This is a genomic window from Vibrio sp. TRT 29B02 (assembly GCF_050113655.1).
In the GTDB taxonomy this organism is placed as follows: domain Bacteria; phylum Pseudomonadota; class Gammaproteobacteria; order Enterobacterales; family Vibrionaceae; genus Vibrio.
In genome coordinates this window covers 246978-269386 of record NZ_JBNJOJ010000002.1, presented here as the reverse complement: position 1 = coordinate 269386, position 22409 = coordinate 246978, and the positions used below count along the sequence as shown (strand labels likewise).

Here is a 22409-nt window from a genome sequence, read left to right as displayed (position 1 = left end):
CGAGAGCAATAAAACCAAAGGCAAAGAAATACCCCAATAAAAAGAAAGCCAGTCAGCTTAACTGACTGGCATTAGCCGAAAGGCTCCTTTTTTATGTTTCGTTCATGGCTAGTGGTAATACCAATCTCTGCAAGATGTTTTGTTAAATGTAGTTTTTCATTGCACACATTGTTCAATTTTTGTCTAAAATTGTAGGCAAGTGTTTGTTGGAACTGGTATTACTTACTATAATAAGTGATAAATTACTCTATGAGGGCAACTATGACTAAGTCTGAATTGATCGAAAGACTCTGTGCAGAACAGACTCACCTTTCGGCTAAAGAGATTGAAGATGCTGTAAAAGATATTTTAGAGCATATGGCTTCAACACTGGAAAGTGGCGACCGAATTGAGATTCGTGGTTTTGGTAGTTTCTCTCTTCATTTCCGCGAGCCACGTGTGGGACGTAATCCTAAAACAGGTGACAAAGTAGAGCTTGAAGGAAAATTTGTTCCTCACTTTAAACCTGGCAAGGAATTGCGTGAGCGAGTAAACATCGGTTAGTAACTCGAATTGACTGTAAAATGAGCGGCATACATAGCGTATGCCGCTTTTTTATCATTCGAATTACAGAGATAACCATGGTTTGTTTGATGCTTTTACTGCATAATCGTAACGGCAGAACTTATCTTAGGTGATGGACTATGAAAATTATAAAAATCGTTCTTGTACTGGCCCTATTTTTGATTGCACTGGCCTTAGGCTCTCAGAATCAAGCGATTGTAACATTTAACTATTTGTTAGCTCAGGGAGAGTTCCACCTGTCCACACTGTTGGGTGGTGTGTTTATTGTTGGTTTCCTTCTGGCATGGCTAATATTTGGTAGTTTGCATCTTAAATCTCAGTTGCAAGTACGCAAACTAAGAAAACAGTTAACTAAGCTCTCTCCAGCAGCAAGTGAACCAACTCAAGGCAAAGCTTAAAAGTCGTATTAGGTAGGCTGTCACTCGATGTTAGAAATCCTGTTCTTGTTATTGCCAATCGCAGCCGCTTACGGCTGGTATATGGGTAATCGCAGCGCCCAGCAAGACAAGCAGAAACAATCCAATCAAATCTCACGTCAATATGTGACGGGTTTGAACCTGCTTTTATCGGATCAGTCTGATAAGGCGGTCGACCACTTTATTGAACTTCTCCAAGTCGATAACGAAACGATTGATACTCACCTGGCTCTCGGAAACCTATTTCGATCGAGAGGGGAAGTTGACCGAGCGATTCGTATTCACCAAAACCTCATCTCCCGTTCTGGGTTAACCATCGACCAAAAAAACATTGCTTTGCAGCAATTAGCAAAAGATTACATGGCTTCGGGTTTTCTTGATCGTGCTGAAAAAATCTTTGAGCAGTTGGTTGATGAACCGGATCACCGTGAAGCAGCGCTACAGCAACTGGTCGCTATCTATCAACAGACTCGAGAGTGGAATAAGGCAATCAATTATGCCTCTCTACTCGTTAAGATGGGTCGTAAACGAATGCGTACCAGTATTGGTCACTTTTGGTGTGAATTGGCGATGCAGGAAAAAGCGGAAGGACATGACGCTCAGGCAATGCAGTACTTCAAACGTGCATTAGCGGAAGACCCAAAGTGTGTACGAGCTTCTATCGCTTTAGGAAAACTCTATCTAGACGTTGAAGACTATCGCAGCACCATTGAGTATATGGAGCGTGTCTTAGAGCAAGATAGCGATTTTGTTAGTGAGGTTCTCCCAACACTAGCGGAATGTTATCACCATCTTGGCCAAGAAGATGAGCTACTGAGCTTTTTGCGCCAGTGTATCGTCAATAAAGTCGGTGTATCAGCGGAGCTGATGCTGGCTCAACTCGTTGCTCAACACGATGGTGTCGGCGCCGCTCAAGAGCTATTAACGCGACAGTTGGTAAAAAACCCTACGATGAAGGGCTTCTACCGTCTGATGGACTACCATTTAGCAGAGGCTGAAGAAGGTCGGGCAAAGGCCAGTTTAGGTACGCTACAAAAACTGGTTGGTGAACAGTTAAAAGTGAAACCGCATTATCGATGCCGTAAATGTGGTTTCTCGACCCACTCAATGTATTGGCATTGTCCCTCGTGTAAGGGGTGGGGAACGATTAAGCCAATCCGTGGGTTGGATGGTGAATAGTTTTTATGGGCTTGACCCATTACAAAATGGCAGCGGTGATCCCGCTGCTTTTTTTCGATTTATTTATAGTTAGGAGATGAAATGATCGACCAAAAAGTAATTGTTGCACTGGATTATGACAACCAAGCCGATGCACTCGCTTTTGTTGATAGAATTGACCCAAGCTCATGTCGTCTAAAAGTCGGCAAAGAGATGTTTACCTTATTTGGTCCTGACTTCGTCAAAGAACTGCACAAACGTGGCTTTTCAGTCTTCCTAGACCTCAAATTCCACGACATTCCTAACACGTGTTCGAAAGCGGTTCGTGCGGCAGCTGAAATGGGAGTGTGGATGGTTAACGTCCATGCGAGTGGTGGGGAGCGTATGATGACCGCTTCGAGAGAGATTCTTGAGCCTTATGGTAAAGATCGTCCGCTACTTATTGGTGTGACTGTACTCACCAGCATGGAGCAAAGCGACCTTGCAGGCATTGGCCTTAATATCGCGCCGCAGGAACAAGTAATTCGTTTGGCCAATTTGACAAAAAATTCAGGCCTGGATGGTGTAGTCTGTTCCGCACAAGAAGCATCAATGCTGAAAAGTGAGCTGGGTAAGGCGTTTAAGCTGGTCACTCCTGGCATTCGTCCAGCCGGTGCGGCAGTGGGAGACCAGAAACGTATCATGACACCAGTCGATGCTATCGCGGCTGGCTCAGATTACTTGGTTATTGGTCGTCCAATTACCCAAGCCGCCGATCCTGCCGCAGTGTTGGCAAATATCAATGCGACACTTGTGTAAAGATTGATTGTGCTAAAAAGCCAGCATTCGCTGGCTTTTTTGTCACTCATCTAAGGCTAAATGCAATCTGGAACGCCACTGTGGAACTTGAAGTCGCTATCGGGAGAAGTAATTAGCTCTGCTTCAATCTGACCGAAGTAAGCCACTCTCTCACTGATGTCTTTGTCAGCAATCTCTTCTGCAAGCGTTAAATAGTCCTGATAGTGACGCGCTTCTGAGCGTAAGAGAGAGACATAGAACTTGCCAATATCCTCATCCATATGCGGTGCGAGTTTAGCGAATCGTTCACACGATCGAGCTTCTATATATGCGCCGATGATTAACTTATCGATCAAGCTTTGAGGCTCATGCGTTGCCATGCTGCTAATTAACCCCTTTGCATAGCGACTCGCATGGACAGGCTCATAGGCTATATCGCGCTTGTCCATGATTTCCAAGACTTGATAAAAATGGTGTAACTCTTCTTTAATCAGCATCACCATTTTGTCGATAAGATCTTGGCTGTAAGGCGAATCAGATTTGGCCATGATCGTTTTCGATATTTGGCTTTTCCCTTTTAATGTTTCCAGACTTCCCATTTTGCGATAGGCGAAGTTTTCGTAGGGTTTGAACCAATCTAAGAGGCTATGTGCGCTTTCCTTATCGACAGCGTACTTGCGGATTAGGTACATCGCGGACTGTCCGGCCTTGAGCTCGCAAAGGAGGTGGTCGATGAGTACCACCTTTAGGTTTTCGGGTTTGCGGGCTTCCACAACCCATGCATCGGGCGTAGAACAGTGTAAGAAGCCGTTTATCGGCTCTAACAAGGTTTGGTATTGGTTTAACTCAATCATCTTGAACAAATCTGTCAATTGAAATGAAAAAGGCCGCAACAGCGACCTTTAGAGGATGTGTAATGGCAGTTATATTACCATTTTTTCTTCTCACCAAAGAGCGCATCCATATCGTTTTTACGTTGGTCTTCTTCGATTTGGTGTAACTCTTCAGCGTTTCGAGTTTGTCTTTTCGATTCAAGGTCGTCGTACATTCCTTGAAGTTTTTCGCGTGCTTGATTCGAATAGTTGTCATTTTTGGTGCTAAGAGCATCAAGTCCTTTACGAAGCAGTTGCACAGCAGTACCCGGTTGACCACGTACGATAGCATCATTTGAACGTTTGATGACGTTTTCAATGTTGATGCGTATCTGGATGGTTTCCAAGCGAGCATTTTCGGTAACGTAGGCCTGAGTTTCAAAGCGACCTTTGTTGTGTTCACTACGGATAGTATCGCGAAGGCGTTTAACCAGTTTAAGCATAACAATCGCTTGCTTATCACTGCTTGGCACTTTAAAGGTTGTACTCTCGCCACCTTGGTAATTTTCGTCAAGTTGTTTGATCTGTTGTTTGACGTGTTCGACGCGTTGTTCAAGCTGTTTATTCTTTGGATCCAGCTCATGCATACTTTGTAGTGCGTCTAAGATACGGGTGTTTAGACACACCAATAACTCCTTACTATAAGGCATATGGTGTGCGTGACCGATTAATTCTTCTGTTGCATCTATGATTTGAAGATAGCGCGAACTCTCCTGCTTCCGTGCAGTTTCAGCTTTGACTTTGTATTGAAGCATTATGTTATAGCCCAATACCAAGACAAGTAAGATGGCAACTAAAGCTATGATTAACCCTATATTCATAAATTCCGTATCTTATGTTTTATTTTTTTACTGGCTAGCAAGCAAGCATACACGATTCTAATCACTCCCTGCACCTGTTTTGTATTATCGCTCAAATGTTCGATTTTATTAATGAAAAATACCAATGCAAGGTTGATTCTGCGTATTTGATTGCAAAATAGCCACAAGCCTCTGCTTTTATGCGGCTTGATAACGATTGGACTATCAATTTGAACCCATAGGCGTTATAACTAAATATTATAAACTATGTTCGCTCGCTATGGGGCGTAGAGTAAGGGATTACGAGGTCGAGAATGAAATTACAACAATTGAAGTATATTGTTGAGGTCGTTAACCATAACTTAAATGTATCAGCTACTGCGGAAAGTCTGTATACGTCTCAGCCGGGCATCAGTAAGCAGGTACGTTTGCTGGAAGATGAGCTGGGTATTCAGATCTTCGAACGCAGTGGAAAACACCTTACTCAAGTGACGGGGGCTGGTGAAGATATTATTCGCATTTCTCAGGAAATCTTAGCTCGTGTCGAAAGCATCAAAGCCGTTGCCGGTGAGCATACCCATCCTGAGATGGGAACCCTCAATATCTCGACGACACACACTCAAGCTCGCTATGCGCTTCCTGACGTTATTAAAGGATTTACCGCTCGTTACCCTAAAGTATCACTCCATATGCACCAAGGTACGCCATCTCAAATGTCAGAGGCGATTGCCAAGGGTACTGCTAATTTCGCCATTGCGACGGAAGCACTGCACCTTTACCAAGATGCGATCATGCTGCCTTGTTACCACTGGAATCGTTCCATTGTTGTGCCAAAATCCCATCCTCTGGCACAGAAGGAAAAGGTGACCATTCAAGATCTGGCTTCCTATCCGTTGGTGACGTACGTATTTGGTTTTACAGGTCGCTCTGAGCTGGATACTGCGTTCAATAAATATGGCCTAACACCGCGAGTTGTCTTTACCGCTACAGACGCAGACGTGATCAAAACGTACGTGCGCATGGGGATTGGCGTTGGTGTTATTGCGAGTATGGCGATCGACAAAGAGCAAGACACTGATTTGGTCGCAATTGATGCGAGTCATATCTTTGGTGCTAGCACCACAAGTATTGGTTTCAGACGCGGCACCTTCTTACGCAGTTACATGTTCGACTTTATGGAACGTTTTGCTCCGCATTTAACACGTCCAGTTGTTGAGCGGGCGTTGTCGCTTAAATCGAGCGCAGAAATCGAAGAAATGTTCAAAGATATCGACCTTCCTGTTCGTTAAGCGACTACCATCTCTAGTGACTTCCCTCTACACTACGCACACTGGGGGGAAGTCATGCATACTCAATTCAAATCACTCGATCAGTTTCTAACGCGAAATCAGCAATATTGGCGTTTTGAGGCTTTCATTTCATGTTTCGATAGCCATTTGCCCTGGAAAGAGTCTAATCCACAGCTGTGTGCTTGGTTAGACGGCTTGAGCCCAAAAGAAATTGAAGGCTATAAACAGAATAACCTAAGCCTTATTAACGCCTTAACGCCTTATCTGGCTTGTGTTGAGCAAACTTCCCAGTGGACGACATTGCCCTCTATCGACAAGCAGGGGTTAGCACTAGCGCGTGGTGTCGAAAATGGTGTCCCAGGGCGTAAGCTTGAGCAAATCCTCTCCATGGGAGAGGCGGCGCTGCGCGATCATCACGGTAGCGAATGGTTAGAGTGGTGCTCAGGTAAGGGATTTCTCGGCAGAATACTCGCGAGTCAAACCCAGCATAAGGTGACCAGTTTTGAGTTTCAGCAAATGCTTTGTGATGCGGGGCAGTTTGAAGCGGACAAACACAACCTGCCGATGCATTTTGTTCAGGGCGACGCGTTGAGTCGCGATGCACAACAGGTATTCAGTTCAAGTCAGCACGCCGTCGCTCTGCATGCTTGCGGAGATCTGCATATATCGCTTCTTAATCATGCTACCGACAAGAGGCTACCAGCGATTACTTTTTCTCCCTGTTGCTATCATTTGATCGCCAATGAGCACTATCAAGCACTCTCTATCCAAGGGAAACAATCTAAGCTTGGGTTAAGCAAGTCTGAGCTGCGGATCCCCCTTCAAGAAACAGTCACTGGCGGCGAGCGGGTGAGAAGGCACCGAATCGAAGAGATGTCATATCGTCTTGGTTTTGATCTGCTGTTACGTAATGTGCTGGGATTCGAACGCTATCAACCTGTGCCAAGTATTAAGAAGTCGCAGCTTTCTCAAGGCTTTGAAGCGTTTTGTCGTTGGGCGAGTGATAGTAAAGGTATCCTTCTACCGGATGTTGATTTTAGTCATTTTGAACAATTAGGCTTGGAAAAGTATTGGCAAATGGAACGCATCAGTTTGATTCAGCAACCATTCAGGCGATGTTTGGAAATGTGGCTAGTGCTGGATAAGGGACTTTTCCTTAATGAGAACGGCTATCGCGTTCAAATCTCGGAGTTTTGCTCACGAGAGATGACTCCCCGTAACATACTGATTCATGCTGTGAAAGTGTAGATAGCAAGGTGGCGTCTCTTTTTGTTACTCCAATGTTAAAACGTGCTTTTCTTTTGTACAGCTTGCTGGTAATAATAATTGATGCGCACATAAAGTGTGCAATTTATAAATACAAAACAGAACTTCACACAACATATTATTGCTTATACCAGCGCCATTAATTGTGTACTCAGGTTATTGCTAGGCAGAAGGGACTGAGAGCACCGTACCAGTGGCGGTTACTTTGTCATTCTTATGGCGTCATCACCGTAATTTAGTGATTGCACTCTTGGCCTCGAAGAATGTTTAGATAGTCAGTGGCGTTGGTACGACATCAAGGAGTCAAGATGAAAGCAGGAAAAGCTATTGCGACCGCCGTTCTCGCAGGTGTTACGTTACTCTCATCAACCAGTATCATGGCAAAAACGGCTAAGGTAGCCGTATCACAAATTGTCGAGCATCCCGCGCTAGACGCCACTCGCCAAGGTCTAATCGACGGGCTAAAAGCCAAAGGTTACGAGCAAGGCAAAAACCTAGAATTCGATTACAAAACTGCACAGGGCAATCCTGCTATTGCGGTTCAGATTGCGCGTCAATATGTGGGTGAAAAACCGGATGTTTTAGTTGGTATCGCGACTCCTACTGCCCAAGCACTCGTTTCAGCTACTCGTACGATCCCAGTTGTATTTACCGCGGTTACTGACCCAGTTGGTGCGAAGTTAGTTAAGACATTGGAACAACCAGGTAAGAACGTGACTGGTCTATCCGATCTCTCTCCCGTCAGCCAGCATGTTGAATTGATCAAAGAGATTCTTCCACAGGTCAAATCTATCGGCGTGGTATTCAACCCAGGTGAAGCGAATGCGGTGACGTTAGTAGAACTTCTAAAACGCAGCGCACAAGAGCAGGGCATTCAAGTTATCGAAGCGACGGCTCTGAAAAGTGCTGACGTGCAATCTGCTACGCAAGCTATCGCAGCGAAGTCAGATGTGATTTATGCGCCAACAGACAACACGGTAGCGAGTGCGATTGAGGGTATGATTGTTGCGGCTAATCAGGCTAAGACACCAGTATTGGGTGGTGCGACTTCATACGTAGAAAAAGGCGCCATTGCGAGCTTAGGATTTGACTACTACCAAGTGGGTGTTCAAACCGCGGATTATGTTGCAGCGATCATTGAAGGTGCAGCGCCTGGTTCGCTTGATGTCAAAGTGGCAAAGGGCTCAGATCTGGTTGTTAACCAAAGCGCAGCGACCAAACTTGGTGTGGTGATTCCACAGTCTGTACTAGACCGTGCGACAAGCGTGAAATAAACCAATCCCCCAAGCAACCGCGTTGCTTGGGGGTGTGAGTCTTTAGCAGAAAAGGGAGTTATTATGTCTGCTTTTGCATTTTTTGGCGCTTTGGAAATTGGCTTACTGTATGGTCTCGTAGCCCTCGGCGTTTATCTCACCTTTCGCGTGCTTGATTTTCCTGACTTAAGTGTAGATGGTAGCTTTCCTATGGGAGCCGCCGTTGCCGCTACTGCAATTGTTGCCGGTATCAATCCGTGGTTGGCGACCTTGATGGCGATCGTAGCGGGTGCTGCGACTGGCTGGGTGACCGCGTTTTTAGCGGTTCGCTGTGGAATCCTCCATCTTTTGGCATCGATATTAACGATGATCGCGGCCTTTTCGATCAATATCCGCATCATGGGTAGACCAAACTTAGCTTTGCTTGGTGAGGAGACTATTCTGACCCCGTTTGAGGCGTACGGCGATCCTATGTTAGTTCGCCCACTGTTGGTCGGCATATTGGTGTTGGTTTCTGCCTGGCTGGTGGTACGTTTACTAAACAGCGACTTCGGACTAGGCCTACGCGCGACGGGAGTCAATGCCCGCATGGTTTCAGCGCAAGGGGCGAGCACATCCTTTTATACCTACTTTGGTCTGGCGTTATCCAATGGTTTTGTTGGCTTTGCTGGGGCTTTGTTTGCTCAAACGAACAGCTTTGCTGATGTGACTTCTGGTGTCGGGACTATCGTGGTTGGTTTGGCTGCGGTGATACTCGGTCAAACGCTTATTCCAGGAAGAAAAATATGGGTGGCTGTTGTTGCAGTTATCGTCGGTTCAGTGCTCTACCGTCTGGCGGTCGCATTTGCACTCAGTTCAGGGATGTTCGGATTGCAAGCCTCAGACCTCAACTTGGTCACGGCAGTTCTGGTGGCAGCAGCGCTGATTGCGCCCAAGATTAAAGGTAACCTTAAATCAAAAAAGCTTAGCCCTGCGATGGAGAGTAAAAATCTATCTAAGCAGGATAAAGAGTCAGGAGAAGTAGCATGATTCGTCTAGAAGATATTCAGGTGACGTTCAATCCAGGAACCATCTTAGAAAATCGTGCTTTGCGTGGTGTTTCTCTTGAGGTTCCGGAGCACCAATTCCTAACCGTGATTGGTTCGAACGGTGCAGGTAAATCAACGCTGCTTGGAGCTGTTACCGGTGAAACGCCAATGATCGGTGGACGCGTAGTGATTGATGAACTCGATGTTACTCGTCAAACAGTGGACCAGCGAGCCAAGCAATGTGCTCGAGTGTTTCAGGATCCTTTAGCTGGTACGTGTGGAGAGTTGACGATTGAAGAGAATATGGCACTCGCATATATGCGTGGTAAAAAGAGAGGGTGGAATCTTTCTCTTTCATCTCAGCGTCGCAAACTTTTTCAGGAGCGTATCAGTATCCTAGGGCTAGGATTGGAAGACCGTTTAGGTGACAGCATTGGCCTATTATCGGGCGGCCAGCGTCAAGCAGTGAGCCTTGTGATGGCGACGCTTTCCGATAGCAAATTATTGTTATTGGATGAACATACAGCAGCGCTGGATCCACGTATGGCTGCGTTTATTATTGATTTGACGAAGAAAATTGTTTCGGAGTTCAACCTCACTGTGATGATGGTTACTCACTCAATGAAAGACGCGTTAGCTTGTGGTGACCGTACCGTGATGCTTCACCAAGGCGAGATTGTTCTCGATGTATCCGGTGAACAGCGAGCGAATATGCGAGTTCCAGATCTTTTAGAGATGTTTTCTAAGGTTCGTGGAGAAGAACTGGCGGATGATAGCTTATTGTTAAATTAACGAGTTGCTGACAAATGGCTACCGAAATATCCACCAAATCTATGAGATAATATCAATCTGGATATCTACTAAACCCATCAATTATATTACAGTATTGATGGGTTTAGTTTTAGTGAGGAAATAGATGCAGGTTGACAGGCACTTTAGTTTAAAGTTTGTATTTTTAGCACCTATGGTTTGGTCCTTAGTCGTGCTTGCATTGACGCTAAAAAACCATTATGACGCCGTTAATCGCGATATCGATGATGAATACACTCGTGTCGTTGAGGCAACTTCTCGCGCCGCTAAAGTCGTTGCCGCGATAGACTATAGCTTTTCCAACCATGATAAGAACGCAAACTTTATGCTGCTTGAACATAATCGTCGAATTGTCGAGGGCTTATGTCAGATGTGGCCGATTGACGCTCTACTGAGATCCGAAGGGCGGGATTATGACATTCCCGCTGTCGACATTAACTATATGTTGGTTGGCAGAGAAAGCCTTTGTACTCCGGGTAGTGACATCTATCAGCGAGTTTCCAACCAAGTGTCACTTGCTCCAATTTTGTCATTCTTACACGATATCGATGGGTATCTGCTAGGCATTCACTATATCGACAGAGCAGGCTATGTAATGTCTTCGCCTGATGATTATGCAAAGAGTCTGACGGTGGAATTACTCGACACCATTCAAGCTCGCCCATACTGGCACGTGACCGCCAGTAACCGAGATAAAATTACTTTGTCTGGGCCAGCCCCAATCATTGCAAGCAATGACACCATTTTGAGTATGACGATGCCAGTCTACCTAAATGATGTGCATCAGGGGATGCTGTCATTAGATATCTCTTACCAACGTCTGCTCGCAACCCAAGGCAAATTAGCGGGCGAACTGCATATCCTAAACACCAGTGACCTCTCTCCACCTGACAATGCGTTTAGGCTGAAAATGATTAACGTAGAAGGGGTAGCAAGCAACTATGCTCTCTATTATCTCTTTGATGTAAAAAAAGAGATTCGCCACTTTTTCTACTTTCAACGATACAGCCTTCTAGTGACGGCCTTTATCTATGTGTTCTCTGTTGTGGTGTTATTTTTGATCAATACGAGGGTTGAGCATGGTTATTTCAGAGAGCTTGCCGCGACAGATCCTATGACAGGCCTGCTAAATCGACGTGGCTTAGAAGCGTTTTTAACCAATAACGCCCTGCACGGTCACTATATCGCGCTCGGGGTTTTCGACATTGATGACTTTAAGAAAATTAATGATAACCACGGCCATGATGTTGGCGATACCGTTATTAAATATATGGCAGAACAGATTAGCCTAGGTATTCGTAGTAGTGATGCCGCGGCTCGAATTGGCGGCGAAGAGTTTGTGATTTATATGACTGGAAACGCGATAGAGCCGCTGAAGAAAAGTATGCTCAGGGTAAGGAACGATATTTGCCAGCATTCACAGGCGGCTGTAGAAAACGGTTTCACTGTGTCTGGTGGTGTTGAAGTGGTTGAAGCTGAAGGAGCAAGCAGCTTCGAAGTGTTATTCAAAGCTGCTGATGAAAAGCTTTATCAAGCGAAAAACGCCGGTAAAGATCAGTTGGTGTTCTAAGCTGCGACGAGTGTATCTCGGTATCGGGTGATATGCTCAACAATGGGTGCAGCTTTGTTGTAGGTGCGAATTTCTCTAAATAGCGTATCTGCTTGTGGATACTGATGACGTAAATACGCGAACCACTGCTTAACTCGGTTAGGGTAGTAAAGACCTTTGTCGCCTTTCATTTCGTACTGAGAATACACCAAGAGCAGTTCAACAACTTGTGACCAAGGCATCACCGCATGATCATGTTTGACCACATTGCCCAAATTCGGCACGTTGAACGCACCACGGCAGACCATTAAAGAGTCAACTCCAGTAGTGTCAATGCAGGCTTGACCATCTTGATAATTCCATATCTCACCATTGGCAATCAGCGGAATATCGAAACGTTGGCGAATTTTGTTGATGTACTCCCACTTGATTTCGCTCGCTTTGTAGCCACCCGTTTTGGTTCTGGCATGGACGGTCAATTCATTTGCCCCGGCACTTTGAATCGCGTCGACGATTTCGAAGCAGTCTTCAGGGTTGTCCCAGCCCAAACGAATCTTAGCTGTGACAGGAATATCTGAGCTAACCGCTTCTCGGCATGCTTTAACCACATTGTGAATCAACTCAGGATGTTGCAGCAATGCCGCGCCCCCTTTGCTTTTGTTGACGAGTTTAGCCGGACAGCCAAAGTTGAGGTCAATGCCTTTGGCACCAAGTTGTGCAGCACGAACGGCATTTTCAGCCATCCAGTGTGGATCTTGACCAAGCAGTTGTACATGTACAGGAACCCCAGATTTTGTCTGAGAGCCTTGTAGTAACTCTGGACACAGGCGGTGAAAGACGTGATCAGGCAAGAGTTGATCGACAACACGGACGAATTCAGTGACACACAAGTCATAGTCATTGATATCCGTTAAGATCTCTCGCATTAAGTGATCTAACACGCCCTCCATAGGCCCCAGAACTACACGCATAAATTACACCTCAGATTTAGGAGGCGTGATTTTAGAGGTATTAGCCGATAAAGTCATCCCTCAACTAAGATTGTGCAAAGCCAATGAGAAAAAAGAAAAGGCTAGCCACCAAATGTTGAGACTAGCCGTGACGGAAACAGTAGCAAAAATTTCAGCAAGGTATGGTCATCGAATCAGGGAGGGAAGTCTCGAAGTGACCGCAGACCTTGCATAGGGTTATAATGTCGCTAAACAACGATTAACACTAGAACAAGAAAATGAAGTATCAAATTCTGACACTCGAAGACTCAATTACTGCCGAATCACCACTCTTTATTGAAGGCTTAACGCTCGCGGCCAATATGGCAACCAAACCTTTAGCCCCAGAAAGTTGGCTAGGGTCGGTTTTTACTGAGCGTGCATTAGAGGTGAGACCGAGTATCGAAGCGCACATTCATCAGCAATACGCTTATTTGCAGCGAGGTGAATACTCGCTATTGAACTTACTCGAACCTGAACGCCAAGTCGAACAACTGGCTGACTTCGCAGAAGGCTTTATGACCTTGTGGCCGACGGTCGAAGAGCAGTGGATGGAGACCAGTGTAGGAGATGGAACACTGCGTATGCTTCAGGCGATGTTAACGACGTTTATGTTAGCGGTTGATGAAGAGCAAACTCGCAGTCAAATGCAAGCGTCGGGCATTGAAACCCCACCGTTACTGAGTGACTTTATTGACCAAATAGACCTGATGATTGCTGAAGTAGCGCAAGCCGCTGATGCAGCAATGACAGGTGCCAAAGCTCAAAGCGTTAACCCATACAAAAACATTGGTCGTAACGATGAATGTCCGTGTGGCAGCGGTAAAAAATTCAAGCAGTGCTGCGGAAAATAAACAAAATTGATCGAACAAAGTTAACCTTGTTCGGTCATATTAGAACGAATTAGAAGTTATAAGTGGTACGTACGCGACCAATTAGGGTAACAATCGAATGAAAAAATTTGCTGTATTACTAATGATGAGTTTTTCCGTTATGGCTGCGCCTAAAGATGAGCTTAGCCAGCGACTACAAATGAACGATGGATTCAGTGCTGATTTTTCTCAACAGCTGATCAGCCCTGAAGGCGACGTTGTGATGGAAGGTCAGGGTAATGTAGAGATCGCACGTCCGAGTCTATTTCGTTGGACGACAACCGCTCCGGACGAAAATGTCTTGGTGTCTGATGGCAAGAGCCTGTGGTATTACAGCCCATTCATTGAACAAGTGAGTATCTATTGGCAAGAGCAAGCAACAGAGCAAACCCCCTTTGTTCTTCTGACTCGCAATCGCGCGAGCGACTGGGATAACTACAAGGTTGAACAACAAGGGAATACCTTCACCTTAACGCCAACCGCAGCGGACAGCAATCAAGGTCAATTTAAGATAAAAATCGACCCTCAAGGTAAGGTGGAAGGGTTTAGTGTGGTTGAGCAAGATGGCCAGCAAAGTACGTTTACGTTCAACAATGTCCACCTTGGCAAACCAAGTGCTGATCGTTTTACGTTCGCTATTCCACAGGGTGTAGAGGTCGATGACCAAAGGAACTAAGTGTGAGTAACTACACGTTAGACTTTTCGGGGGATGAAGACTTTCGCCCCCTTGCTGCCAGAATGCGCCCTCAAACACTCGAGCAGTATATTGGTCAGCAACATATTCTTGGCCAAGGCAAGCCGCTAAGACGTTCTCTAGAAGCTGGGCATATCCACTCGATGATTCTTTGGGGGCCGCCGGGTACAGGAAAAACCACTCTCGCTGAAGTGGCTGCCAATTATGCTAACGCAGAGGTTGAGCGTGTCTCGGCCGTCACTTCGGGTGTAAAAGAGATCCGTGCTGCCATTGACAAAGCTCGTGAGTATAAACTGGCTGGTCGACGCACCATCTTGTTTGTTGATGAGGTACATCGCTTCAACAAATCCCAGCAAGATGCGTTTCTCCCTCATATCGAGGATGGCACGGTAACCTTTATTGGCGCAACAACTGAAAACCCCTCTTTTGAACTCAATAACGCCTTGCTATCACGTGCCCGCGTTTACAAACTGACGTCGCTCGCTAAGGAAGATATCCGTCTGGCGCTTGAACAAGCCATTAATGACGAAGAGCGTGGTTTAGGTGGGGTAGAGGCTGAGTTTGTCGACAACGTTCTTGATCGTTTATCTGAACTTGTCAACGGTGATGCCCGCATGTCCCTAAACTATCTTGAGCTGCTGTATGATATGGCTCAAGAAGACGCGCAAGGTAAAAAACAGATCACTTTGGCTTTGTTGGCGGAAGTGGCCGGGGAGAAGGTCTCTCGTTTCGACAACAAAGGAGACATCTGGTACGACTTAATTTCAGCGGTACATAAATCAATTCGAGGTTCCAACCCCGATGCCGCACTCTATTGGTCTGCTCGGATGATTGCAGCTGGCTGTGACCCTTTGTACATTGCTCGCAGGCTGTTGGCTATTGCGTCAGAAGATATTGGTAATGCCGACCCGCGTGCTATGCAGGTAGCCCTATCAGCATGGGACTGTTTTACACGAGTGGGGCCAGCCGAAGGCGAACGCGCGATTGCTCAGGCCATTGTCTATTTAGCATGCGCGCCAAAGAGCAATGCCGTCTATACCGCTTGGAAGCAAGCTCTGGCCGATGCGCATAACTTACCTGAGTATGAAGTGCCGCCTCATCTTCGTAATGCTCCCACCAGCCTGATGAAAGATCTTGGTTATGGCGCCGAGTACCGTTATGCCCACGATGAGCCAGGAGCGTATGCGGCTGGTGAGCAATATTTGCCACCAGAAATGTCGGGAAAAACTTACTACCAGCCAACCAATCGCGGCTTAGAAACTAAAATTGGCGAAAAGTTAGATTACTTGGCTAGTTTAGACGCAAAAAGCCCACAAAAACGCTATGAATAAGTGTCCATTTTAGATACATTTATTCGGTTAATATTTTTAGCGCTTGAGCATGAAGCTTGAGCGCGATTTCACTACTAAAAAAAGCATAGGATTAACAATGCTGGATTCTAAATTACTTCGTACAGAGCTGGATGAAACAGCTGCAAAACTAGCACGTCGTGGCTTTAAGCTAGACGTAGAGACAATCCGTACACTTGAAGAACAACGCAAGTCCATTCAAGTAGAAGTTGAAAATTTACAATCCACGCGTAATTCCATCTCCAAGCAGATTGGCCAGAAAATGGCAGCTGGCGATAAAGACGGTGCAGAAGAAATCAAGAAGCAAATCGGTACACTTGGTAGCGATTTAGACGCGAAAAAAGTCGAACTTGACGCGGTAATGGCGAAACTTGATGAAATTACTCTATCGGTTCCTAACCTGCCTGCAGATGAAGTGCCAGACGGTAAAGATGAAAATGACAACGTAGAGATTTCTCGTTGGGGTGAACCAAAAACTTACGACTTCGAATTGAAAGATCACGTTGACCTAGGTGAAATGGGCGACGGTCTTGATTTTGCGAGTGCCACTAAGATTACGGGTGCACGCTTTATCGTGATGAAGGGGCAGTTTGCTCGTCTTCATCGTGCAATTGCTCAGTTCATGCTTGATCTTCACACTGAAGAGCACGGCTACACAGAAATGTATGTGCCTTACCTAGTAAACTCTGACAGCCTATTTGGTACTGGCCAGCTACCTAAGTTTGGTAAAGACCTCTTCCACACAGAGCCGCTAGAAGAGAAAGTGAACGACGAAGAACCACGTAAACTGTCGCTTATTCCAACTGCGGAAGTTCCTGTTACTAACATGGTTCGTGACACGATTACCGATGAAGCAGATCTGCCACTTAAAATGACAGCTCATACGCCATGTTTCCGTTCAGAAGCGGGTTCTTATGGTCGTGACACTCGTGGTCTTATTCGTATGCACCAATTTGACAAAGTTGAATTGGTACAAATCACTAAGCCGGAAGACTCAATGGATGCACTTGAAGAACTCACCGCTCATGCAGAGAAAGTTCTTCAACTGCTAGAACTTCCTTACCGTAAAGTGGTTCTGTGTACTGGTGATATGGGCTTCGGCGCTCGTAAGACTTACGACCTTGAAGTTTGGGTTCCAGCGCAAGAGACTTACCGTGAAATCTCATCTTGTTCAAACATGTGGGACTTCCAGGCTCGTCGTATGCAAGCGCGTTTCCGTCGTAAAGGCGAGAAGAAGCCTGAGCTTGTTCATACACTAAATGGCTCTGGCCTTGCTGTAGGTCGTACAATGGTTGCGATTCTGGAGAACAACCAAGAAGCAGATGGCCGTATCGCAATCCCAACTGTACTTCAGAAGTACATGGGCGGCGCAACGCACATCGGTTAATCGCGAGCGATATATAAAGCAAAAGGCGACTGATACAGTCGCCTTTTTTGTACCTGCGGGAAATAAAAAAGCCGACATAAGGTCGGCTTTTCTACAAGAGATGCTGGGGAGAGGTTAAATACTCATCTCACCACGAAGCACTTGCTGCATCTTAACCTTAACTTGTTCGTAGCTTAGACCTTGACTTAAAAGGTAATGCAGTTTCGCCAGCGCTGCTTCTGGCGTCATATCATAGCCACTGATCACGCCAGCTTCTGCTAAGGCACAACCCGTTGCGTAACCGCCCATATTGACTTTACCAGCGAGACATTGAGTCAGGTTGACGACGAGAACGCCACGCTGTGAAGCCTCTTTGAGGTGATTGAGTAGCTCGGGATTTTGCGGAGCATTACCGACACCGAACGTCAGCAAAATCATTGCATTGACAGGCTGAAGCAACGTGTTGCGAATGACTTCGTGAGAAATCCCTGGGTACATAGTAATCACGCCGATAGGCTGTGGTGTAATGTCGTGAACTTTAAACTCGCCTTCTGGTTTCTTACCGACTTCGATCTCACTGCTGATTTGAATATTGATACCCGCTTCTAGCAGTGGAGGTAGGTTTGGTGAAGTGAAGGCGTTAAAGCCATCAGCGTGAGATTTCGTACTGCGGTTGCCACGCATGAGCTTGTTGTTAAAGAACAGCGTCACTTCGTTAATCGGGTAATTCGCAGCAATATGCAGGGCATTTAGCAGATTGGCTTGACCGTCAGATCGCAGTTCAGCCAATGGAATTTGAGAGCCAGTGACAATGACAGGTTTACCCAAGTTTTCCAGCATGAACGATAGTGCAGATGCAGTATATGCCATGGTGTCGGTGCCATGCAGGATCACGAAACCATCGTACTTGTCGTAGTTATCACGGATATCATCCGCGATTTGTTGCCAATCTGCAGGTGTCATATCTGACGAGTCAATCAGAGGATCATACTCGTGGATAGTAAACTCAGGCATTTCTGGTCGATGAAACTCTGGCATGCTAGCGAGTTGTTTCTCCATGAAGCCAGCGATAGGAACATAGCCGTGATCATGGGATTTTTGCATACCAATGGTACCGCCGGTGTATGCGATATAAATATGTTTTCTTGCCATTGCTTTGAAACCAGTTAATTGTAGGGGGAACAGAGCGGGGAATTATATCTTAATCTAGGCCAATAAAAAGGGGGATTCCGCACAGGAATCCCCCCTAAATCATCTGGTCGGTTTAGTCACCATGCTGTGAAGCGAAGCTATTGAACCTGACAGTTTAGGCAGAAAGCGTATTGCCCTTTTGGATCATTGAAGCTTTGCAGCATATTCGTATCTTGCAGCACTTGTTTAGCGACGGGTTGGAGTGCTTGCGGCAGCATCGTCGTCGCGTCAATCCCTAAGTGGACACTGACCTGATTCATGAAATCTTGAATAAACTGCTGAGCTGGAGACAGTGGCTCTTCAACCCAATAGAGATTGTATTGCTCAACTTTAGCCAGTTCCGCTGCCAATGCGACTGCGTCATCAAAGTCACCAATTTTATCGATCAAGCCGAATTCCAATGCGTCTTGACCTGTCCAAACGCGGCCTTGAGCTACCTCATCCACTTTGTCTATAGGCATTTGACGTGATTGACTCACCAGACCGATAAAACGGTTATAGCCATGTTCGATCCCCATTTGGAACGCTTGGGATGCGCCATCTGAAAGACCGGTAGTGATACCGACATCAGAGAAAGGCGAAGTACCGATACCATCGGTATAGATACCCAGTTTGTTCAGACCTTTTTCAAACGTCGTTAGCACACTGAAGATGCCTATTGAACCCGTTAAGGTTGTCGGTTGTGCCATGATGCGATCTGCACTCATTGAAATCCAATAACCCCCTGAAGCGGCAAGGCTCGACATCGATACAACGACAGGTTTGCCTGCCTCTTTTAGAGCTTCGACTTCGTTGCGAATGACTTCTGACGCAAATGCGCTGCCTCCAGGGCTGTCAACACGCAGTACAACGGCTTTCACTTTGTCATCATTGCGTGCTTGGCGCAGTAGGGCAGCAACTGTATCGCCCCCAACAGTGCCGCGTGGTTGTGAACCATCCATAATGGCACCACTGGCCACCACAATCGCGATATCATCAGAAGCTAGGTTGAATTTAGGTGTTATTGTCGACTGGTACTCATAGAAGTCGACATAGTTATAGCTGTCTTCTCCGTTGCTACCAAAAACATCGACAAGCTCTTTTCTTACTTGCTGGCGTGTCGCCAGTTGATCGACTAGGCCGACATTTAGCGATAATGAAGCGAGATCACCATTGTTTGCTTTAAGCAGAGCGAGAAACTCGTTCATATCAGGATTGAGTGTTTTGGCATCAAGCTGACGATTGGCCGCGACATCATCAATATATGCCCCCCAAAGTTGCCCTAACCAGCGAGAGGCGGACTCTTTTGCCTCTTTCGACATATCGTCACGTACAAAGGGTTCTATGGCAGACTTATAGGTGCCAACACGGAATACATGGGTATTAACGTCGAGCTTTTCTAAAAGAGATTTGTAGTAAAGTGAATAGGCGCTATAACCTTTCAACATCACGGCACCATCAGGTGCTAGGTAGATCTTATCTGCATAGCTAGCGAGATAGTATTGACTCTGATTGTACATGTCGCCTACCGCGTAGATTGGCTTTCCAGAGGCCTTAAACTCATTCAATGCCTTAGCGATGTAGCGCAGTTTAGTCAGATTGGTTTCTGGCATATCGCGCAGCGCGAGAACAATACCACTGATTTGTGAGTCATCTTTTGCACGTCGAATGGTTTCAACAATATCAAATAGGACGTTTTCTTTCGGTAAGCTCTGGCCAAACAAAGACCCTGTCAACGAATCCATTGGATTGACATAAGTTGCCTGTTCAACAATTGGACCAGAAATATTGACGATCAGCGCGGACTCTTTAGAAACCGTCGGCACAGGCGATTCGGCATTGGTATAGATGAAATAAATAATACCGATACTGGCCAGAAAAATCAGGTTGACGAGGGCAAGACGAATAAAAGTGATCAGTTTCCAGATCCCTTTGAAAAACATGCCAACAAACTTAAAAATACTCTTCATTTTTTCTCCGCTGCGAATCTCGCAGGTTAGGGCTTATCCAATGTAAGACCTTAGAATTCAAGATATAGTTATATCCTACTTAAACTAGTATACCCAAACAACCGTAAGATTGATCGGTGTTACAAAAATGTAAACGGGTGTTTGATTTTTATTTAATGACTTCGTATTCTGGTCAGACCACAATAAAAATAGAGTAAAGTGATGTCTTCCATGTATCCAAACCTACTAAAACCACTAGACCTCGGATTTACCCAATTGAGAAACCGAGTGTTGATGGGCTCAATGCACACGGGGCTCGAAGAACAAAAAGAAGGTCTCGGCAAGCTTGCTGCGTTCTATGAAGAGAGAGCGAAGGGTGGAGTAGGCCTAATCGTTACCGGAGGCTTTTCGCCAAACTTACGTGGTCGACTGCATCCATTTAGTGCTGAGTTTAGTAAAGCCAAACATGCTAAAGCGCATAAGGTTGTGACTGAAGCGGTTCACAAGCATGGTGGCAAAATCGCATTACAGCTTTTGCATGCCGGTCGTTATGCGATGCATCCCTTTGCTCAAAGTGCTTCCTCAATTAAAGCGCCAATCGCACGTTTTGCACCGAGTGAAATGAGCACGCGTCAAATCAACAATACCATCGAAGCGTTTGCTAAGAGTGCTGCTTTAGCGGTTGAAGCTGGCTATGATGGTGTTGAAGTGATGGGTTCAGAAGGCTATCTCCTAAACCAGTTTATCTGTAAACGAACCAACACTCGCTACGATGAATGGGGCGGTAGCTATCAGAATCGTATCCGTTTCCCATTGGAAGTCGTCAAAGCGATTCGTCAAGCCGCAGGGCAAGAATTTATTATCATCTTCCGTCTTTCTATGCTCGACTTAGTGGAGGAGGGCAGTACCTTTGATGAAGTGGTTGAGTTAGCGCAGGAGCTTGAAAAAGCGGGTGTGACCATTATCAATACTGGTATTGGTTGGCATGAAGCAAGAATTCCTACTATCGCGACTCAGGTACCACGTGGGGCATTTACTTGGGTCACTGAGAAAGTTCGTCCACATGTCAATGTGCCGATTGTTACCTGTAACCGTATTAATACCCCTGAAGAAGCGGAATCGATTCTCGCCAGTGGCCATGCCGATATGGTCTCAATGGCAAGACCGTTCCTAGCGGACCCTCATTTTGTCATTAAGGCAGAACAGAATCAGTCGCAATTTATTAATACTTGTATTGGCTGCAACCAAGCGTGCCTAGACAACGTGTTCAAAGGTAAACGCGCAGGGTGTTTAGTCAACCCTCTTGCTTGCCGCGAAACAGAGCTGGTGGTCAAACCGGCTGAGGTGAAAAAGAACATCGCCGTGGTTGGCGCAGGGCCCGCGGGTCTAGCCTGTGCTACGACACTAGCGGAAAGAGGCCACAGTGTTGATCTGTTTGAGCGTAATGACCGAATTGGTGGACAGTTCCGTCTGGCGATGCAGATCCCGGGTAAAGAAGAATTTAGAGAAACGATTCGTTATTTCGCTAACAGGATAGATCAAACTGGAGTGAAGCTTCATCTTGATACAGAAGCTAACTATGATCTGCTCGCTGAGTATGATGAAGTCGTGATGGCGTCGGGTGTTGAACCACGCAAAGTCAATATTGAAGGCATTGATACGCCAGAAAAAGTGATCGACTATCAGACATTGATCAAAGAGAAGAGCTTTGTTGGCAATAAGGTAGCGATTGTTGGTGCCGGAGGCATTGGTGTCGATGTTGCGACTATGCTGACTGAACCCAATGGGCACAATCTTGACGATTGGCTGCATGAATGGGGGATCGACAAGGAAATTTCTCATCCAGGGGGCCTTTACCCGTATCCTGAATCGTTGAGTGATAAAACCGTATGGGTATTACAGCGTCGTAAGGGTCGTGTAGGTAAAGGTCCGGGTAAAACGACCGGTTGGATTCACAAGCGTACTTTAGAAAAGCGTGGTGTAAATCTACTCGGTGGAGTGAACTATGAGAAAATCGATGAACAAGGCCTTCACATTAGCGTTGATGACAAAAAACAGTTACTTGATGCAGATACTGTGATCATCTGTGCAGGGCAAGAATCGGTACGTCCTTTTGAAACTCAATGGGAACAGTTTGGTGACAAGCTGCATGTTATCGGCGGCGCAGACTATGCGGGTGAGCTTGACGCGGTAAGAGCGATTAAGCAGGGTGTAGAGCTGGCGGTTAAATTATAAGTC

Annotated in this window: 20 protein-coding genes; 15 read left to right on the top strand and 5 right to left on the bottom strand. The window is 46.0% G+C overall.

What is annotated here, in order from left to right; translation table 11 throughout:
- Positions 1 to 261: 261 nt before the first annotated feature.
- From ihfB to pyrF, 4 genes are all read left to right on the top strand, one after another.
- On the top strand, positions 262 to 543 hold the full coding sequence (gene ihfB / locus ACQEXT_RS02465; protein WP_006881264.1) for an integration host factor subunit beta: 282 nt from the start codon (positions 262 to 264) through the stop codon (positions 541 to 543).
- A gap of 140 nt (positions 544 to 683) precedes the next feature.
- A complete protein-coding gene (locus tag ACQEXT_RS02460) occupies positions 684 to 962 on the top strand; it encodes a LapA family protein (protein ID WP_006881263.1) in 279 nt (92 codons plus the stop codon).
- A 27-nt stretch (positions 963 to 989) separates the two neighbouring features.
- Positions 990 to 2159 carry a lipopolysaccharide assembly protein LapB gene (lapB, locus tag ACQEXT_RS02455; RefSeq protein ID WP_426950484.1) on the top strand — a complete coding sequence of 390 codons (1170 nt, stop codon included), beginning with the start codon at positions 990 to 992 and terminating at the stop codon, positions 2157 to 2159.
- 81 nt (positions 2160 to 2240) lie between these two features.
- Positions 2241 to 2936, top strand: coding sequence for an orotidine-5'-phosphate decarboxylase (gene pyrF / locus ACQEXT_RS02450; RefSeq protein ID WP_331417519.1), 696 nt, complete (start codon positions 2241 to 2243; stop codon positions 2934 to 2936).
- 56 nt (positions 2937 to 2992) lie between these two features.
- Here the strand turns inward: pyrF and miaE are convergent, their stop codons facing one another.
- Positions 2993 to 3769, bottom strand: coding sequence for a tRNA isopentenyl-2-thiomethyl-A-37 hydroxylase MiaE (gene miaE / locus ACQEXT_RS02445; protein ID WP_426950482.1), 777 nt, complete (start codon positions 3767 to 3769; stop codon positions 2993 to 2995).
- A gap of 74 nt (positions 3770 to 3843) precedes the next feature.
- Complete coding sequence (locus ACQEXT_RS02440; RefSeq protein ID WP_426950480.1) at positions 3844 to 4608, bottom strand: DNA repair protein; 765 nt, start codon at positions 4606 to 4608, stop codon at positions 3844 to 3846.
- Between the two features lie 293 nt (positions 4609 to 4901).
- Here ACQEXT_RS02440 and cysB point away from each other — a divergent pair, with 293 nt between their 5' ends.
- The 6 genes from cysB (at position 4902) to ACQEXT_RS02410 (ending at position 11803) form a co-directional block, all read left to right on the top strand.
- The gene (gene cysB, locus ACQEXT_RS02435) at positions 4902 to 5876 is read left to right on the top strand and encodes an HTH-type transcriptional regulator CysB (protein WP_138970754.1); all 975 of its coding nucleotides are present in this window, start codon (positions 4902 to 4904) and stop codon (positions 5874 to 5876) included.
- Between the two features lie 54 nt (positions 5877 to 5930).
- Positions 5931 to 7124: a methyltransferase gene (locus ACQEXT_RS02430; RefSeq protein WP_426950477.1), complete on the top strand. Its 1194-nt coding sequence runs from the start codon at positions 5931 to 5933 to the stop codon at positions 7122 to 7124.
- Between the two features lie 326 nt (positions 7125 to 7450).
- Positions 7451 to 8416, top strand: a complete 966-nt coding sequence (locus tag ACQEXT_RS02425; protein WP_138970752.1) for an ABC transporter substrate-binding protein — start codon at positions 7451 to 7453, stop codon at positions 8414 to 8416.
- Positions 8417 to 8479: 63 nt separating this feature from the next.
- On the top strand, positions 8480 to 9424 hold the full coding sequence (locus ACQEXT_RS02420; protein WP_138970751.1) for an ABC transporter permease: 945 nt from the start codon (positions 8480 to 8482) through the stop codon (positions 9422 to 9424).
- On the top strand, positions 9421 to 10215 hold the full coding sequence (locus ACQEXT_RS02415) for an ABC transporter ATP-binding protein (RefSeq protein ID WP_269376053.1): 795 nt from the start codon (positions 9421 to 9423) through the stop codon (positions 10213 to 10215). The genes ACQEXT_RS02420 and ACQEXT_RS02415 overlap by 4 nt, the downstream gene beginning before the upstream one ends.
- 124 nt (positions 10216 to 10339) lie before the next feature.
- Entirely contained in the window at positions 10340 to 11803 is a 1464-nt protein-coding gene (locus tag ACQEXT_RS02410) for a GGDEF domain-containing protein (protein ID WP_426950474.1), read from the top strand.
- Here ACQEXT_RS02410 and dusC read toward each other — a convergent pair.
- Complete coding sequence (gene dusC / locus ACQEXT_RS02405) at positions 11800 to 12753, bottom strand: tRNA dihydrouridine(16) synthase DusC (RefSeq protein ID WP_138970749.1); 954 nt, start codon at positions 12751 to 12753, stop codon at positions 11800 to 11802. The two genes, ACQEXT_RS02410 and dusC, sit on opposite strands and share 4 nt — an antisense overlap.
- A gap of 257 nt (positions 12754 to 13010) precedes the next feature.
- Here dusC and ACQEXT_RS02400 point away from each other — a divergent pair, with 257 nt between their 5' ends.
- From ACQEXT_RS02400 to serS, 4 genes are all read left to right on the top strand, one after another.
- On the top strand, positions 13011 to 13625 hold the full coding sequence (locus tag ACQEXT_RS02400) for a YecA family protein (RefSeq protein WP_426950471.1): 615 nt from the start codon (positions 13011 to 13013) through the stop codon (positions 13623 to 13625).
- A 97-nt stretch (positions 13626 to 13722) separates the two neighbouring features.
- Entirely contained in the window at positions 13723 to 14319 is a 597-nt protein-coding gene (gene lolA, locus ACQEXT_RS02395; protein ID WP_426950469.1) for an outer membrane lipoprotein chaperone LolA, read from the top strand.
- Positions 14320 to 14321: 2 nt separating this feature from the next.
- A complete protein-coding gene (locus ACQEXT_RS02390) occupies positions 14322 to 15668 on the top strand; it encodes a replication-associated recombination protein A (protein ID WP_331417527.1) in 1347 nt (448 codons plus the stop codon).
- 97 nt (positions 15669 to 15765) lie between these two features.
- Positions 15766 to 17073, top strand: a complete 1308-nt coding sequence (gene serS / locus ACQEXT_RS02385; RefSeq protein ID WP_331417528.1) for a serine--tRNA ligase — start codon at positions 15766 to 15768, stop codon at positions 17071 to 17073.
- A 114-nt stretch (positions 17074 to 17187) separates the two neighbouring features.
- Here serS and ansA read toward each other — a convergent pair whose 3' ends face one another.
- Positions 17188 to 18204 carry an asparaginase gene (gene ansA / locus ACQEXT_RS02380; protein ID WP_138970744.1) on the bottom strand — a complete coding sequence of 339 codons (1017 nt, stop codon included), beginning with the start codon at positions 18202 to 18204 and terminating at the stop codon, positions 17188 to 17190.
- Between the two features lie 137 nt (positions 18205 to 18341).
- Positions 18342 to 20192 (bottom strand): signal peptide peptidase SppA, encoded by a 1851-nt coding sequence (sppA, locus tag ACQEXT_RS02375; RefSeq protein WP_426950466.1) that lies wholly within the window; start codon positions 20190 to 20192, stop codon positions 18342 to 18344.
- A gap of 201 nt (positions 20193 to 20393) precedes the next feature.
- Between sppA and ACQEXT_RS02370 the strand changes: the two genes are divergently transcribed.
- The gene (locus ACQEXT_RS02370; protein WP_426950464.1) at positions 20394 to 22406 is read left to right on the top strand and encodes an FAD-dependent oxidoreductase; all 2013 of its coding nucleotides are present in this window, start codon (positions 20394 to 20396) and stop codon (positions 22404 to 22406) included.
- Positions 22407 to 22409 lie beyond the last annotated feature (3 nt).